The sequence below is a fragment of the Streptomyces sp. NBC_00209 genome, from assembly GCF_045206345.1.
Taxonomy (GTDB): Bacteria; Actinomycetota; Actinomycetes; order Streptomycetales; family Streptomycetaceae; genus Streptomyces.
Genome location: NZ_CP108121.1, coordinates 3,388,259 through 3,404,575 on the forward strand (window position 1 = coordinate 3,388,259; position 16,317 = coordinate 3,404,575).

The 16,317-nt window shown below is 72.6% G+C and carries 15 protein-coding genes; 6 read left to right on the top strand and 9 right to left on the bottom strand.

Annotated elements, in window-relative coordinates; translation table 11 throughout:
• Positions 1–102: 102 nt before the first annotated feature.
• The gene (locus OG867_RS15265; protein ID WP_328901256.1) at positions 103–315 is read right to left on the bottom strand and encodes a hypothetical protein; all 213 of its coding nucleotides are present in this window, start codon (positions 313–315) and stop codon (positions 103–105) included.
• 250 nt (positions 316–565) lie between these two features.
• On the opposite strand from OG867_RS15265, the gene OG867_RS15270 reads away from it, so the two are divergent.
• The 5 genes from OG867_RS15270 to OG867_RS15290 all read left to right on the top strand — a co-directional run bounded on the left by OG867_RS15270 (position 566) and on the right by OG867_RS15290 (position 6,036).
• Complete coding sequence (locus OG867_RS15270) at positions 566–1,087, top strand: MarR family transcriptional regulator (protein WP_328901255.1); 522 nt, start codon at positions 566–568, stop codon at positions 1,085–1,087.
• Between the two features lie 23 nt (positions 1,088–1,110).
• Positions 1,111–3,600: an MFS transporter gene (locus OG867_RS15275; RefSeq protein ID WP_328901254.1), complete on the top strand. Its 2,490-nt coding sequence runs from the start codon at positions 1,111–1,113 to the stop codon at positions 3,598–3,600.
• A 215-nt stretch (positions 3,601–3,815) separates the two neighbouring features.
• A complete protein-coding gene (locus OG867_RS15280; RefSeq protein ID WP_406285841.1) occupies positions 3,816–4,634 on the top strand; it encodes a YceI family protein in 819 nt (272 codons plus the stop codon).
• A 26-nt stretch (positions 4,635–4,660) separates the two neighbouring features.
• Positions 4,661–5,125 (top strand): PPOX class F420-dependent oxidoreductase, encoded by a 465-nt coding sequence (locus tag OG867_RS15285; protein WP_406285844.1) that lies wholly within the window; start codon positions 4,661–4,663, stop codon positions 5,123–5,125.
• A complete protein-coding gene (locus tag OG867_RS15290) occupies positions 5,122–6,036 on the top strand; it encodes an NAD(P)-dependent oxidoreductase (protein ID WP_406285846.1) in 915 nt (304 codons plus the stop codon). Before OG867_RS15285 ends, OG867_RS15290 begins: the two co-directional genes overlap by 4 nt.
• Here OG867_RS15290 and OG867_RS15295 read toward each other — a convergent pair.
• Positions 6,008–6,802, bottom strand: a complete 795-nt coding sequence (locus tag OG867_RS15295) for a TetR/AcrR family transcriptional regulator (protein WP_406285849.1) — start codon at positions 6,800–6,802, stop codon at positions 6,008–6,010. The two genes, OG867_RS15290 and OG867_RS15295, sit on opposite strands and share 29 nt — an antisense overlap.
• 218 nt (positions 6,803–7,020) lie before the next feature.
• Here OG867_RS15295 and OG867_RS15300 point away from each other — a divergent pair, with 218 nt between their 5' ends.
• The gene (locus OG867_RS15300; RefSeq protein WP_406285851.1) at positions 7,021–7,893 is read left to right on the top strand and encodes an endonuclease/exonuclease/phosphatase family protein; all 873 of its coding nucleotides are present in this window, start codon (positions 7,021–7,023) and stop codon (positions 7,891–7,893) included.
• A 27-nt stretch (positions 7,894–7,920) separates the two neighbouring features.
• On the opposite strand, the gene OG867_RS15305 is transcribed toward OG867_RS15300, so the two are convergent.
• The 7 genes from OG867_RS15305 to OG867_RS15335 form a co-directional block, all read right to left on the bottom strand.
• On the bottom strand, positions 7,921–10,122 hold the full coding sequence (locus OG867_RS15305; protein ID WP_406285853.1) for an ArnT family glycosyltransferase: 2,202 nt from the start codon (positions 10,120–10,122) through the stop codon (positions 7,921–7,923).
• Complete coding sequence (locus OG867_RS15310; protein ID WP_406285855.1) at positions 10,119–11,513, bottom strand: glycosyltransferase; 1,395 nt, start codon at positions 11,511–11,513, stop codon at positions 10,119–10,121. Before OG867_RS15310 ends, OG867_RS15305 begins: the two co-directional genes overlap by 4 nt.
• A 134-nt stretch (positions 11,514–11,647) precedes the next feature.
• Positions 11,648–12,481, bottom strand: coding sequence for an MOSC domain-containing protein (locus tag OG867_RS15315; RefSeq protein ID WP_406285857.1), 834 nt, complete (start codon positions 12,479–12,481; stop codon positions 11,648–11,650).
• A gap of 29 nt (positions 12,482–12,510) precedes the next feature.
• On the bottom strand, positions 12,511–12,882 hold the full coding sequence (locus OG867_RS15320; protein WP_406285858.1) for a hypothetical protein: 372 nt from the start codon (positions 12,880–12,882) through the stop codon (positions 12,511–12,513).
• Positions 12,883–13,082: 200 nt separating this feature from the next.
• Entirely contained in the window at positions 13,083–14,606 is a 1,524-nt protein-coding gene (locus OG867_RS15325) for a sensor histidine kinase (RefSeq protein ID WP_406290970.1), read from the bottom strand.
• Between the two features lie 4 nt (positions 14,607–14,610).
• Positions 14,611–15,351 carry a response regulator transcription factor gene (locus OG867_RS15330; RefSeq protein ID WP_406285860.1) on the bottom strand — a complete coding sequence of 247 codons (741 nt, stop codon included), beginning with the start codon at positions 15,349–15,351 and terminating at the stop codon, positions 14,611–14,613.
• A 78-nt stretch (positions 15,352–15,429) separates the two neighbouring features.
• Positions 15,430–16,305 carry an amidohydrolase family protein gene (locus tag OG867_RS15335; RefSeq protein ID WP_406285862.1) on the bottom strand — a complete coding sequence of 292 codons (876 nt, stop codon included), beginning with the start codon at positions 16,303–16,305 and terminating at the stop codon, positions 15,430–15,432.
• Positions 16,306–16,317: the final 12 nt, after the last annotated feature.

Here is a 16,317-nt window from a genome sequence, read left to right on the forward strand (position 1 = left end):
GTTCCCGTACGGCGGCGGCCGCAAACCGAAGCGCCGCCCCCCGGCGGATCGGTGAGGGAGCGGCGCGAAGACGGATGCGGGCAGGGGCGCGTAACGGGTCGGTCAGCCGAGCGCGAGCCAGGCGACCGCGCCGAGCACGATGACCACCGCGACGATTCCGGCGATCAGTCCGGTCCTCGGACCGGAGGAGACGGCGGCGGGCTGCTGCGCGCGCTGCGGCTCGCCCTCGTCGACGAAGGCGCGGAACATCTGGGTGTTGCCGGCCGGGTCGTAGGAACCCTCGGGACCCTGCGGTGCGTGGGGATTGTGTGCCATGTCGCAGGACCCTAGCGAACTCGGGCGAACGGCCCAACCCCCGGGCGCCGCCCGCCGATCCACCACCGGTGTGGCGCGTACCACATCTCCCCCTCCTCTACCGCAGACACTGGGGGTTTGACCAGAACCCGGCGCAGCCTTTTGCGTTCCTTTACTCCAGCAAGCCCCTTTTCGTTTGCCTGCAGCAACCAACGGCTTCTATGGTTGCCCTAAGCAACAAGATGACCGGCGAGATTGTCTGGGGGGTCCCGTGGCCGCACGGAGTCAGTACGAAGAACTGGCCCGGCAGCTGAGTGCCATCGGGGCCGTCAAGCGAGGTCTCGCCCGCATCCTGCCCGCCGAATGCCCCGCTGGTTCCGCCGCCGTGCTGACTCTGCTGAGCCGGCACGGGGAGATGCGGATCAGCCGGCTGGCCGAGCTCCTCGCGGTCGACATGTCGGTGACCAGCCGGCACGTCGCCCACGTGGCGGAACGGGGCTGGATCGAACGGTTCCCGGACCCGGCGGACAAGCGCTCCCGCATCCTGCGGCTGACCCCCGCGGGAGAAGGGGTGCTGGAGGACCTCTACCGCCGGTCGACCGAGATGTTCGCCTGCCATCTTCAGGATTGGTCCGACGACGAGGTCGGACAGCTCAACACGTTGCTGGCCCGGCTGCGCGACAGCTTCTCCTGTCGCGGCACCGGAGGGTGCGCCTCCGGAAAGCACAGCGGCGACTGCCGCTCCCGCCGGGCCGACAGCCATGACGGCTCGTACACCCGTACACCCGCGTAACAGAAGCAAAGACAAGGACTTACATGGCTACGACCACACCAACCGGTGTGCGGGGCGGCCACGCCAAGCACGGGGGCCACGACGCCTCCGACGGCACGCCGATGACACACCGGCAGATCATGGAAGCACTGACCGGGCTGCTGCTCGGCATGTTCGTCGCGATCCTGTCGTCCACCGTCGTCACCAACGCCCTGCCGGAGATCATCTCCGACCTGGGCGGCGGCCAGAGCGCGTACACCTGGGTCGTCACCGCCTCGCTGCTGGCGATGACGGCGACCACCCCGCTGTGGGGGAAGCTCGCCGACCTGTTCAGCAAGAAGCTGCTGGTCCAGATAGCCCTGATCATCTACGTCGGCGGCTCGGTCGTCGCCGGGCTCTCGACCAGCGCCGGAATGCTGATCGTCTGCCGTGTGGTGCAGGGCATCGGCGTCGGCGGTCTCTCCGCCCTGGCCCAGATCGTCATGGCCGCCATGATCGCCCCGCGCGAGCGCGGCCGTTACAGCGGTTACCTCGGCGCGGTCTTCGCCGTCGCCACCGTCGGCGGCCCGCTGCTCGGCGGCGTCATCACCGACACCAGCTGGATGGGCTGGCGCTGGTGCTTCTACGTGGGTGTGCCGTTCGCGGCCATCGCCCTCATCGTGCTCCAGAAGACCCTGAAGCTCCCGGTCGTCAAGCGCCAGGTCAAGGTCGACTGGACCGGCGCCTTCCTCATCAGCGCCGCCGTCTCGCTGCTGCTCCTCTGGGTGACCTTCGCGGGCGACAAGTACGACTGGATGTCCTGGCAGACCGGTGTGATGCTCGCGGGCTCCGTGGTCCTCGCGCTGCTCTTCGTCTTCACCGAGTCCCGCGCCAGCGAGCCGATCATCCCGCTGCGGCTCTTCCGCAACCGGACCATCACGCTGGCCTCGCTCGCCTCGCTGTTCGTCGGTATCGCGATGTTCTCCGGCACCGTCTTCTTCAGCCAGTACTTCCAGCTGGCGCGCGGCAAGTCGCCGACGATGTCCGGCGTGATGACCATCCCGATGATCGGTGGTCTGTTCCTCTCCTCGACGCTGTCCGGTCAGATCATCACCAAGACCGGCCGCTGGAAGGCATGGCTGGTCAGCGGTGGCTTCCTGCTCACCGCCGGTCTCGGCATGCTCGGCACGATCCGTTACGACACGACGTACTGGCACATCGCGATCTTCATGTTCGTGATGGGTCTCGGCATCGGCATGATGATGCAGAACCTGGTGCTCGCCACGCAGAACCAGGTGGACCCGAAGGACCTCGGTTCGGCCAGCTCCGTCGTCACCTTCTTCCGTTCCCTCGGTGGTGCGATCGGCGTCTCCGCGCTGGGCGCCGTCATGGCGAACCGCGTCACCCACTACGTCAAGGACGGCCTCGCGGACCTCGGTCCGCAGGGCGCGGCCCTGGGCCACGGCGGCACCGGCGGCGGGGGCATCCCCGACCTGGACAAGCTGCCCGCCCCGTTCCGCACGATCATGGAGGCCGCCTACGGGCACGGCGTCGGTGACGTCTTCCTGTACGCCGCTCCGGCCGCGCTGCTCGCCTTCCTGATCACGATCTTCATCAAGGAGGTCGCGCTCAGGACCCGGGCCGGCAACGACGCCCCGGCACAGGCCGACGCGCCCGCCGACTCCGTCACCGAGGCGGTCGCCGAGGGCGCCGCCGGGGTCACCGCCGTCGACACCACCGAGGTGGCTTCCGTCGCCGAGGCCGAGGCCCCCGTGGACTTCGGCAAGGGCGGCACCCCCGTCCGCGGTGTGGTCCGGGGTGCCGAGGGCGCGCCCGTGGCCCGGGCGGCCGTCACGCTGATCTCGCTCGGCGGCCGGCAGCTGGGCATCGCCGCGGCGCAGGCCGACGGGAGCTACGCGCTGGCCGCCCCGGGCGCCGGTTCGTACGTCCTGATCGCGTCCGCCGACGGCTTCCAGCCGCAGGCGTCCACCGTGGTCGTCGGCGACGAGCCGCTGGCGTACGACATCCTCCTCGCGGGGACGAGCGGCCTGGCCGGCACCGTGCGTGCCGCCGAGACCGGTACGCCGGTCGCGGACGCCATGGTCATCGTCACCGATGTGCGTGGCGACGTCCTGGCCACCGGCAAGTCCGCCGAGACGGGCGACTTCGCCTTCGGCGAGCTGGTCCCCGGCGCGGTGACCGTCGCGGTCAACGCGGCCGGCTTCCGCCCGCTGGCCCTGCCGGTCGACATCGGCGGCCAGGGGGTCACCCGGGTCGACGTCGCGCTCCGGGCCGGTGCGCTGGTCCAGGGCGTCGTGCGGGCCGGTGCGAGCCGCCGCCCGCTGCCCGACGCCCGGGTCACGCTGGTCGACGCGGCCGGCAACGTGATCGCCAACTCGACCACCGGGGAGGACGGGGCGTACGCCTTCGCCGACCTGGACGCGGGCGAGTACACGGTCATCGCGACGGGCTACCCGCCGGTGGCCGGTGCCCTGACGGTGGCCGGTCACGGGGCCGACGGCCACGACATCGAGCTCGTCCACCCGGGCGAGTAGCCCACGCGGTCCGGGGTAGATCCCGGGCCCGTACAAGACCCCTGGCGGGGGCGGCGCTTTTCGAGCGGAGGTGCCGCACCGGCCGGTGGAAATGGGCCCCGGCGGCGGGGACGGCAGGCAGGGGACGGCCTGCCGTCCCCGCCCCGGGGCCCGACTCATTGAATGACCCGGTCCGGTGGACGGACGACGGGTCATGAGCAAGGAGAGAGAACGGGATGGGACTTCGCGCACAGGTACGGACGCGGGACGGCTGGGCCGTGCAGCACGCGGTCGTGACGGTCACCGACATGACCGGCACCCAGGTGCTGCGCGCCGCCGCCGACGAGGCCGGGGCGGTACGGGCCGACACCCCGCTGTCCGCGGGCGCGTACACGGTGATCGTGACGGCGGTCGGGTACGCCCCCGCCGCCTCCACCGCCCTCGTCACGGCGAGCGGCACGGTCGAGGCGGGCACGGTGGTACTCAGCCGCCAGGGCGGCGTGGAGCTGCCGCCGCCGGGCGCCTGGTCACTGGACCCGGCGCACTCCTCGGTGGGCGCGGTCGCCCAGCACCTCGGGATCTCCAGCGTGCACGGCCGGTTCACCGCGTTCGGCGGGCGCATCGAGATCTCCGAGGACGTCCAGAGCTCCCGGGTCGAGGCGGTCATCGACGCGGCGAGCATCGACACCGGCAACGGCATGCGGGACAAGCACCTGCGCTCCCCCGACTTCCTGGACGCCGACCGGTTCCCGGAGATCACCTACCGCTCCAACGGGCTGACCCCGGCCGGGCCCGACCGCTGGACCGTGCACGGCGAGCTGACCATGCGCGGCGTGCGGCGGCCCGTCGACCTCGACCTGAGCTACCTCGGCACCGGCCCCGACCCGTGGGGCGGGGTGCGCGCGGCGTTCAGCGCGACCGCCGAACTGCGCCGCGAGGACTTCGCCATGAACTACAACCAGGTGGTCCAGGCGGGCATCGCGGCGATCGGCACCACGCTCCGCGTCGAGCTCGACATCCAGGCCGTGCAGGGCGATTCCCTGCCCGCTGTCTGACAGTCCGCCGCCGTAGGGTCGGTTCCATGGCACCCAACATCGCAACGAACACCGCCGTGGAACTCGACGCACTGCTGGACTTCGTACGGCCCCGGCACCGGGCGATCCTGCTGACCACCCGGGCCGACGGCCGCCCCCAGGGCTCCCCGCTCACCTGCGGCGTGGACGACGCGGGCCGGATCGTGGTCTCCACGTACCCCGAGCGCGCCAAGACCCGTAACGCCAAGCGCGACGCGCGGGTCAGCGTGATCGTGCTGTCCGACGACTGGAACGGGCCCTGGGTCCAGATCGACGGCTCGGCCGAGGTCCTCGACGTGCCGGACTCGGTCGAGCCGCTGGTGGAGTACTTCCGGAACATCTCCGGCGAGCACCCGGACTGGGACGAGTACCGGGCGGCGATGGTGAAGCAGGGGAAGTCGATCATCCGGATCACCCCGGAGCGCTGGGGCCCCGTCGCCACCGGCGGCTTCCCGGCCCACCTCGCCCCGTGATCTCCCCCGCCCTGCTCGACCGGGCCCGGATCGTCGCCGGGCCCGAGGTCGGCGAGGCCGCCGCGCGCGGCCTGACGGCGGCCACCGGGCGCACCGTCGAACGCGGCCCCGTCGAGGGCCCCTTCGTGTACGTGGGTGCCTCGCTGCCCGACGCGGTGCGCGGGGCGGACCTGGTCTGGTTCCACAGCGTCAACGCGGGTACGGACGCCCTGCTGCGGTCCGGGCCCTGGCCGGACGGCGTGCTGCTGACCCGGACCGTGGGCCGGATGGGCGAGCGGATCGCGCAGTACGTGCTGGGCTGGGTGCTCGCGGAGTGCCAGTCCGTGCCGGAGTTCGCCGCCCAGCACGCCCGCGCCGAGTGGCGCCGCATCGACTCCGAACTCGTCGCCGGGCAGACCGCCGTGGTGCACGGCATCGGCCGCATCGGCTCCGCCGTCGCCACGCTGCTCCGGGCCTGCGGCATCCGGACCGTGGCCGCCGCCCGCACCCCGCGCCCGGTGCCGCCCGGCTTCGACGCGGTGGTCCCGGCGGACGAACCGGTCGCCGCCCGCTGGGTGGTCGCCGCGCTCCCGCTGACCGGGGCGACCACCGGCTACTTCGGGGCGGACCGGTTCGCGGCGATGGGCGGGGCGACGTTCCTCAATGTGGGGCGGGGCGCGACGGTGGATACGGGGGCGCTGGAGGGGGCGTTGCGCTCCGGGGCGGTGGGGCGGGCGGTGCTCGATGTGCTGGCCGACGAGCCGGCGGCGCCCGGGGACGCGTGCTGGCGGCTGCCGCGTACGGTCGTCACCTCGCACTCCGCGGGGATCACGGCGGACGAGGACATCGTCACGGACTTCGCGGCGTGCCTGCGGGAGGTGGCGGAGGGGCGGGTACCGGCGCTCAGGGTGGACACGGGGCGGGGCTACTGAGCCCTTGGCGGGCGCGTTCCCGCATCGCGTCGATCCCCGCGATCAGCAGGTCCAGCGCGACGGCGAAGTCGCGCTCGCGGGTCTCCTCCACGGTGGCCCCGCCGCGCGCCGCCATCAGGCCCGGCGAGTCCTCCACGAAGCCGTCGAGCCGGGGCTGCTCCTGGATCGCCGCCCTCGCCTGCCGGACGTACTCGTCCTGGCTGAGCCCCGCCTCCGCGCTGCGCCGCGCGAACCGGCCCTCGGCCGTGCCGAATCCGTACACGAACTGGAAGACCGCCGACAGCGCCCCGCCGTGGCTCTCCGGAGGCAGCCCGGTCGCCCGGATGACGTCCCGCACGGTGCGGGTCACCAGCAGTGCGTGCGGGCCGAGGTTGAGGAAGCGGCCCGCGAGCGGCGAGACCCAGACGTGCCGTACCAGCAGCCCCCGGTACGCCGCCGCCACCGCGCGCAACCGGTCCTGCCAGGGGGCGGCGGGCGGCGGCGCGATCTCGCTGTAGACCGCGTCGAGGGCCAGTTCCAGCAGGTCGTCCTTGGTGTCCACGTACCAGTACAGGGACATGGCCGTCACGTTCAGTTCGGCGGCCAGCCGGCGCATGGAGAACCTCGCCAGGCCCTCGGCGTCCAGCAGCCGGACCGAGGCCGCGGTGATCCGCTCCCGGTCGAGCCCGGCCGGCTGGTCCGTGCGGCGGGAACGCGCGGGCTGCCGGGTCTCCAGCCACACGCTGGACCGGACAGGGTTCTTCACGCGGTCGGCCGCGGACACCATGGCGCACTCCCTCGTCTCGCCGGCGGGACGGACGGACCGTCCGTGTACCGCCTGCCCGTGAAACGGAGGCGTACGGTCCGGCAGGTCCCGCCCGATGCTATGCCGCGGTCGCGGCCGGGCGGCCGGGGATCGCGGTGGATGGGGCGTACAAGTGTCTTCTCGTGGGTACGGTGCCGGTCGCCGCATCGGATACGACCTGCCCCGGAAGCTGGAGTGATATGTCACTGCGTCGTCGCACGGTGGAAGTCCTGTTGGCCGCGGGGTTGTTGGGGGCGGCGCTCGCGCCTCCCGCGACGGCGGCGGGGCACGGGCGGGGGCCCGGGCAGTCGGTCCCGCTGCGTGTCGCCACGTACAACATCCATGCCGGGGCCGGCATGGACAACGTCTTCGATCTCGACCGGCAGGTGGCCGCGCTGCGCGCCCTGGACGCGGATGTGATCGGGCTCCAGGAGGTGGACGTCCGCTGGGGCGACCGGAGCGAGTGGCGGGACCTGGCGGCCGAGCTGGGCCGGCGGCTGCGGATGCACGTCTCCTTCGCGCCGATCTACAGCCTCGACCCCGTGGAGGAGGGCGGCCCCCGGCGGGAGTTCGGCGTCGCCGTGCTGTCCCGGTACCGGATCGTGAGCGCCGAGAACCACGACCTGACCCGGCTCTCCACGCAGGACCCGAACCCGGCCCCGGCGCCCGCGCCCGGCTTCGGCGAGGTGGTGCTGAAGGTGCGCGGGCTGCCGGTCCACGTGTACGCGACGCATCTCGACTACCGGGGCGACCCGTCCGTCCGTGTCGCCCAGGTCGCGGACACCCGGCGCATCATGGCGGAGGACCAGGCCCACGAGCGGCGTCCGGTGCGGCAGATCCTGCTCGGCGACTTCAACGCGCCGCCGACCGCTCCGGAGCTGGCGCCGCTGTGGAAGGAGCTGACCGACATCGAGCCGGGCGGGCCGACGTACCCGGCGCAGAATCCGGTGCAGCGGATCGACTATGTGGCCGTTTCGAAGGACACCGTGCGGGTACGCCGCGCGGCGGTGGCCGAGGAGACGCTCGCCTCGGACCACCGCCCGGTCGTGGCCGATCTGTTGCTGCGGCGCTGACCTCGGGAATCGGTCAGCTGTCCGTCGTCAGTCCTCCGTCGTCGGCTGGGTGAGGTCGTAGAAGGTGGCGCTGCCCGCTGTCACCTCCTTGAAGTTCTTCTCCACCCAGGAGGAGATCTGCGAGGCGGTGCCGCTGCCGCTGCCGCCCGTGCCACCGCCTCCGCCCATGCCGCCGCCCGAGACGAAGTAGTGGATGCGGCCGTCCTCGACGTACTTCTTGAACTGCGCGAGGGTCGGGGACGGGTCGCTTCCGTTGAAGCCGCCGATCGCCATGACGGGCTCCTCGGTGGCGAGTTGGTAGCTCGCGGCGTTCTGGGAGCCGATGGCCGCGGCGGCCCAGGTGTAGTCGCCGGCGTTCCTCTCCAGGAACGCCTTGGCCTCGGAGCCGACGGACGCGCCGTTGAGGAGGCCGCCCATGCCGCCGGCTCCGCCGCGTTCGCCCATGGTGGGCGGGGTGCCGCGACGGCCGTTCTGGGTGGTGCCGTTCTGGGTGGGGGGTTGGGCCTGGTTCCGGCCTGTGCCCTGACCCGTCCCTTGGCCGGGCGGGTTTCCGGTGGGCGGTTGGCCCATGCCTGCGCCCCGTTGGCCCGCGCCCTGCTGGTTGGTGCCGCCCTGGCCCGGGGGCATCCCACCGCCGCCCGGGCCACCGCCTCGGCCGCCACCGCCGCCGGGCCCGCCGCCCATGCCGCCCGAGGAAGGACCGGCGGTGACGATGGAGCCCTGGTGGCCCGTGTTCAGGGTGCTCACGGTGTACGCGGCCGGCCCGGCGAGCGACGCGGCGAAGCCCAGCACCACCACGACCAGAGCCAGTTGGCGCCCGAGCCGGGACGCGAGCAGCAGGCCCACCGCCGCCACGAGCCCGGTGACGAGCACCGCCGTCCGCAGCCACGGCAGGTAGTCCGGGGTGCGGCCCAGGAGGACGTACGCCCAGTACGCCGTCACCGCGACGGTCCCCGCGAGCACGGCGCCGGCCCACCAGCGGGCCCGCTCCTCCCACAGGACCGTGACGCCCATGCCGATCAGCGCGGCCAGATAGGGGGCCAGGGCCACCGTGTAGTACTGGTGGAAGATCCCGGCCATGAAGCTGAACACGGCGGCCGTCATCAGCAGCGAACTGCCCCACGCGAGGAACGCCGCCCGTGCGGTGTCCGTCCTCTTCGCGCGCCAGGTCAGCCAGATTCCGGCGACGAGCAGGATCAGGGCGGCGGGCAGCAGCCAGGAGATCTGGGCGCCCACCTCGGAGTTGAACATCCGGCCGATGCCGGTCTCGCCCCACTGGCCGCCGCCGCCCCGGCCGCCTCCGCCGCCTCCGCCGCCTCCACCGCCGACGCTGCCGGTCTCCTCGCCGTTGATCCGGCCGAGCCCGTTGTAGCCGAAGGTCAGCTCAAGGAACGAGTTGTTCTGCGAACCGCCGATGTACGGGCGTGAGGATGCGGGCCACAGTTCGACGGCCGCCACCCACCAGCCGCCCGCGACGACCATGGCGAGCGCGGACAGACCGAGCTGCCCGAACCTCCTGCGTACGGGGACCGGCGCGAACACCGCGTACAGCACGGCCAGCGGCGGCAGGATCAGGAACGCCTGGAGGGTCTTCGACAGGAACGCGATTCCCACCGCGACGCCCGCCCACACCAGCCACTTCGTGCGGCCCTTCTCCATCGCGCGCAGCACGCAGTAGACGGTGGCCGTCATCAGCAGTGCGAGCAGCGCGTCCGGGTTGTTGAAGCGGAACATCAGCGCGGCGACGGGCGTCAGCGCGAACACCGCCATGGTGATGAGCCCGGCGGCGGCACTGAACCGGCGGCGCACGGCCGCGTACAGCACTCCGGCCGTCGCGGCGGCCATCACCACCTGCGGCGCGAGGATCGCCCAGGAGCTGAGCCCGAAGACCCGCACCGACAGGGCCATGGGCCACAGGGTGGCCGGCGGCTTGTCGACGGTGATGGCGTTGGCCGCGTCGAGCGAGCCGAAGAAGAACGCCTTCCAGCTGCGGCTTCCGGCCTGTACGGCGGCGGAGTAGAAGGAGTTGGCGTAGCCGGAGGCGCTGAGGTTCCAGAGGTACGCCAGCGCGATGACGAGCAGCAGGGCCAGGAAGGCGGGGCGCACCCAGGGCGCGTCCTCGGCCCGGCCGCGCCAGATCCGGCGGGGCAGGGAGGCACCGGGCCGTGCGTGCCCCGGGGGCGTGTCCGGCCGGGCGGCCGGAGCGTAGGCGGGGTCGAGCGTGGTCATCGGACGTTCCTCGGGTCGGGGACGGTTTCGGCGGTGGGGGGCGCGGGAACGGCGGCGGGGGGCGTGGCGTAGTGCGCGGGGTTTCCCTGGCCGGCGGCCGGGAAGGGCGCGGCCGGTGCGAGGGCCGTCATCGCGTTTCCCCGCTCCCGGTCCGGGAAGACCCACGCGCGGAAGAGCAGGAAGCGCAGCACCGTCGCCGCGAGGTTCGCCGCGATGAGCACCGCGAGTTCGGTGCTGTGGGAGGGCGAGCCGGAGGCCGCGCCCAGGGCCGCCAGCGAACCGCCGGTCAGGGCGAGCCCGATGGCGAAGACCACGAGGCCCTGCGCCTGGTGACGGACCGCGCCGCCCCGGCCACGTACCCCGAAGGTGAGTCTCCGGTTGGCGGCGGTGTTGGCGACGGCCGAGACGAGCAGCGCGGCCCCGTTGGCGAGCTGGGGCCCGGCGCCGAGCCGGAAGAGGGAGTACAGCGCCAGGTAGAACAGCGTGGACAGGGCGCCCACGACGCAGAATCCGACGAGCTGCCGGGCCAGTCCGCCCGGCACCCCGCCGATCGCCCGGTCGCGCGGATCGTCCCCGAAGGGCCGCGCCAGCCGGTCCAGCGGCAGCGCGCCGACGGCCAGCGCCCGCCCCACCCGCCACACGCCCTTCAGGTCCTCGGTGGCGGTCCGGACGATGTGGACCGTGGAGTCGGGGTCGTCCACCCAGTCGACGGGCACCTCGTGGATGCGCAGCCCGGCCCGTTCGGCGAGCACCAGCATCTCGGTGTCGAAGAACCAGCCGGTGTCCTCCACCATCGGCAGCAGCCGCTGCGCGACCTCCCGCCGGATCGCCTTGAACCCGCACTGCGCGTCACTGAACCGCGCGGCCAGCGACGAACGCAGGATGATGTTGTAGGACCGTGAGATGAACTCCCGCTTCGTCCCCCGCACCACCCGCGAACTCCGCGCGAGCCGCGAGCCGATAGCGAGGTCGGAGTGCCCGGATATCAGCGGCGCCACCAGCGGGAGCAGTGCGTTGAGGTCGGTGGACAGATCGACGTCCATGTACGCGAGGACCGGCGCGTCCGAGTGCGTCCAGACGGTACGCAGCGCCCTCCCGCGCCCCTTCTCCTCCAGCCGGAAGGACCGCACCCCCGGCAGCGACCGCGCCAGCCGCTCCGCCACCTCGGGCGTCCGGTCGGTGCTGGCGTTGTCGGCGACGGTGATCCGGAAGGCGTACGGGAACGTGCGGGCCAGGTGCTCGTGCAGCCGCAGCACACACGGTTCGAGGTCCTTCTCCTCGTTGTAGACGGGTACCACCACGTCGAGCACGGGCGCACCCGCCGCACCGCCCACGCCGGCGAGGAGGTGGTCCCGGGCCGGCAAGGTGCTCCAAGGAGTCTCTGTTCGCATGCCATCGACAGTCGCCAACCCCGCTGTCACGGCCATGTGCTGAGGCTGTGGCCCACATGTGAGTGGTCCGGAACGCCGAGATGTCCGGGGTGCCGAGATGTCCGGGGGCGCCGAGATATCCGGGGCGCCCGCCCTCAGAGCTCGGCTTCGCCCCACTCCGTGACGGCCACCTCGTCGCCCGCCGACAGCTTCCCCGGCGCGACCACGGCAGACTTCGCGCCGAACACGACGCCTCCGCTCGCCGCCCGCCGGTAGCCGGCGAGGGTGCGCAGGGGCTCCGGACCCCGCCGCGCCCCGGCCTCCTGCGCGACCAGGGTGACGGCGCAGCGCACGGCGGGTTTGGCGTAACCCAGCTCGGCGCCACCGATGATGAGGCGGCGCGCGCGGTCCTCGGCGTGCGGTTCGCCCGCCCAGCCGCCGTCGACCACGATGTTCGGGCGGAACCGGTCCATCGGCAGGGGCGGGGCGCCCCGCTCGGCCATCCGCCGGTTGAGGAGGTCGAGGGAGGCGACGGACAGCAGGTGCACGGCGCTGCTGTCGGCGTATCCGGACGGGCCGGAGACCAAACCCTCGGCGATCCGGTCGTGCTCCGGCGGCACGCGCACGAGACGGCTGGGGGAGCCGAGGACCTCCGAGAGCCAGATGGCGACGTCTTCCCCCTGGTCGATGCCCTGGAACGTCGTACCGAACAGATCGACGTCACGGCGCGGCGCGGACGTCGTCACTTCGAGGCTCACCGAGCCGTGTCCGCCCGTACCGAGTACGAGGCGGGACCCGTCGGCGCTGACGGTGGGCCGGATCAGGGCGAGACGGGGGTGCCGGCGCTGTGTGCGGAAGACCCCGCCCTCGCTGATGACCATGAAGCTGCGGTCATGCGCGAGGCCCGCGGGCGTCAGGACCGCCTCGCTCACCGACGTACCCGCACATCCCTTGACGGGGTAGCAGATCAGATCCGTGACCCTGGCCATGGTGCCCCCTTCGGTCCACTGCCTCACCTTCACGCGCAAGCCTTGTGCCGTCGGTGGTAGGACCAGGTCACCGCCGCCAGGAAGGGGCCCCGCAACAGGAGGGGGCCGTAGGCGGCGACGAAGAGGACTTCGCCGACGGAGATGCCGGGATCCGGACTCGGAGAGGTCAGCAGTCCTCCGAAGAAGAGCACCCACCACAGGACCATGACCGCGAACGCTCCCAGCGAGGCGGCGAGGAACTCGTCCCGCTCCATCACCCCGACCGGCACTCCCAGCACGAGCGCCACGCGCCACACCCCGGAAGGGACGGTCGACCAGGCCGCGACATGGGCGGCCCGCACAGCCCAGCTCGGAGGCGGCGGAACGCGGGATTCGGGCGGGGCGGGGGCCGACGTCGTCATGCTGCGAATCTCCCGCACCGCCCGGCCCGGCACGTCGTACCGCATGATGATCCGCCTCCACCGCACGGGGGAGCGCGCCCCGGGCCGCGCCACCGCCGTCGGAGCTCCGCCCCGCCGGTTCGACGAGCACCGTGGGGTCGTCCTCGGTGCTGTGGATCGGTACCGAACGGACATGAGCGGATGGCTCGGTCCGCCGGTACTCAGGCGGGCGGCGGTCCGGCGGGCCTGCCCGCGTCCGCCCGCTCCGCGGGCAGCCGTACCGCGAACACCGTCTCCCCCGGCACCGACCGCACCTCCACCGCGCCGCCGTGGGCCGCCACCACCGCCTGGACGATCGCCAGGCCGAGGCCCGTCGAACCGGCGTGGCGGGAACGGGAGGCATCGCCCCGGGCGAAGCGTTCGAAGACGTGGGGGAGGAGGTCCGGAGGGATGCCGGGACCGTCGTCCTGGACCTCCAGGGTGACCCAGGACGCGTCGGGGCCGGCCAGGACGCGGGCGGTGACCGTGGTGCCCGGTGGGGTGTGGGTACGGGCGTTGGCCAGGAGGTTGACCAGGACCTGGTGGATGCGGGTGGGGTCGGCGCGGACCGTCGCGGGGGCGTCCGGCAGGTCCAGGCGCCACTGGCGGACGGGCTCCGCGCGGTCCGCCGCGCGGGCGTCGCTCACCGCGTCCACGACGAGCGGCGAGAGATCGGTGCTCTCGTACGAGAGCGGGCGACCCGCGTCCAGGCGGGCGAGCAACAGCAGATCCTCGACCATGCCCGTCATCCGCTGCGCCTCCGACTCGATGCGGCCGAGCGCGTGCCGGGTGTCCGGACCGGGGTCCTCCCGTCCGCGCCGGGTGAGTTCGGCGTAGCCGCGTATCGAGGCCAGCGGCGTCCGCAGTTCGTGACTGGCGTCCGCGACGAACTGGCGCACCCGCGTCTCGCTGCGCTGCCGCACGTCCAGCGCCGAACCGACGTGCCCCAGCATCCGGTTGAGCGCCGCGCCGACCTGGCCGACCTCCGTACGCGGATCCGCCTCCGCGTCCGGGACCCGTTCGAAGAGGGCCACCTCACCGCTGTGCAGGGGAAGTTCGGAGACCCGGGTCGCGGTCGCCGCCACCCGGCGCAACGGCCGCAGTGCCACACCGACCATCGCCGCGCCCGCGATCCCCGCCGCGACGAGCCCCGCACCGGTCACGCAGACCTCCACCAGGATCAGGGTGCCCAGCGCACGGCTCACCTCGCCGGTGGGAATCCCGACGAGGACCGTGCCGCCGTCGTCCGTCGGCACCGCCCGCACCCGGTAGCCGCCCAGGCCGGGCAGCTCGACGTCATGCGCGCGGTCGTCCGCCGTGACACCGGCCTCCGTCACCGCGTCCCGCTGGGCGTCGGTCAGCGGTTCGGTGTTCTCACCGGCGTCGAACCCGCCGTCCTTCACGACGGCCGAGTCCGTGATCTCCCCCCGCTCGACCAGCGCGCCGAAGGTCTCCAGCGGCTGACCGCCCATGCCGATGAAACCGAGCGGATCACGCTCCGGGGACGTTTTCGGGCCCCCTGGTGCGGGAACACCCGGCGCCCGCTGCGCCCGGACCGCTATGTCCCGCAGCTGGCCGTCGAGTTTCCCGTACAGGTAGCTGTGGAACGCGATCGCGGTGACCGAGCCGATCACGGCGGCGACGACGGCGATCAGGGTCACCGCCGAGACCACCAGACGGGTGCGCAGGGTCCACGGCCGCCGCACCGCGCTACTCACCGGGCTTGATCAGGTATCCCGCCCCGCGCCGGGTGTGGATCATGGGCGTGCGGCCCGCGTCGATCTTCTTGCGCAGGTAGGAGATGTACAGCTCGACCACGTTGGCCTGGCCGCCGAAGTCGTAGTTCCAGACCCGGTCCAGGATCTGCGCCTTGCTGAGCACCCGGCGCGGATTGCGCATCAGGAACCGCAGCAGTTCGAACTCGGTCGCCGTCAGGTGGATGTTCTTCCCGCCCCGGCTCACCTCGTGGCTGTCCTCGTCCAGCATCAGGTCGCCCACGACGAGCTGCGACTCGCTGCGCGCCGCCGCCGTCCCCGACCGCCGGATCAGGCCGCGCAGCCGGGCCACGACCTCCTCCAGGCTGAACGGCTTGGTGACGTAGTCGTCGCCGCCCGCCGTGAGCCCGGCGATCCGGTCCTCCACGGAGTCCCGCGCGGTCAGGAACAGCACCGGCACGTCGGACAGTTCCCGCCGCAGCCTGCCGAGGACGGCGATCCCGTCCATGTCGGGCAGCATCACGTCGAGGATCACCACATCGGGCCGGAACGCACGGGCCGTACGCACGGCGGCCGCACCGTCGCCCGCGCTGCGCACCTCCCAGCCCTCGTAACGAAGCGCCAGCGACAGCAGCTCCGTGAGCGAAGCCTCGTCGTCCACGACCAGCACCCGCACGGGGGTGCGGTCCGGCCTGAGCAGTTCGGTACGCCCCTGGGGCGAGGTCGTCGTCGTCATGACGCCAGCCTCCGGGACAGCTCTGAGAGAGTTCTTTCCCGTTTCTGTGAATTCCCTGAGAAAGCCGCGCCGGGGATCTCAGACGCCGAACAGCTCCTTCGCGTTGTCGTGGCAGACCGCCCGGAGCCAGTCGTCACCCAGGTCCAGGCGTTCCAGGGCGTGCAGTTGGTGGGCGTACGGGTACGGGATGTTCGGGAAGTCCGTGCCCAGCAGCACGCGGTCGCCGAGGGCCGCGAGGCGGCCGAGCTCCCCCGGGGGGAACGGGCTGAACTCCTCGACGAAGTCCGTGAACGCCATCGTCGTGTCGAGCCGGACCTCCGGGTACGCCTCCGCGAGCGCCAGGAACTCCGCGTACTCCGGCATCCCCATGTGCGCCACGATCAGCGGCAGCCGGGGGTGCCGGGCGAGGACACGGCCGATGGGGCCGGGACCGGTGTGCTTGCCGGGGGCCGGGCCCGAACCGCAGTGCGCCACGACCGGGATGCCCGCCTCCGCGAGCAGACCCCACACCGGGTCGAGCAGCGGGTCGTTCGGGTCGTACGCGCCGACCTGGAGGTGCGCCTTGAAGACCCGGGCCCCCGCCTCGACGGCCTCCCGCACATAGCGTCCGGCGTCCGGTTCGGGGAAGAACGTCGCGGTGTGCAGGCAGTCCGGCGTACGGGCGGCGAACTCGGCCGCCCAGCCGTTCAGCCAGGCCGCCATCCCCGGCTTGTGCGGGTACAGCATCGACGTGAAGCGGAGCACCCCGAACGAGCGGAGCACGGCGAGCCGTTCCGCCTCCTCGTGCCGGTAGGCGATCGGCCACTCCAGGCCGGTCAGCGGGCCCACCGAGTCGAAGTACGCCCACACCTTGCGCAGGACCCGCTCCGGCATGAAATGCGTGTGTACGTCGATGAGCCCGGGCAGCCCGAGCCGCTGCCGGAACCGCACCACGTCGTCGTGATCGTCACCCATACGGGCGACCCT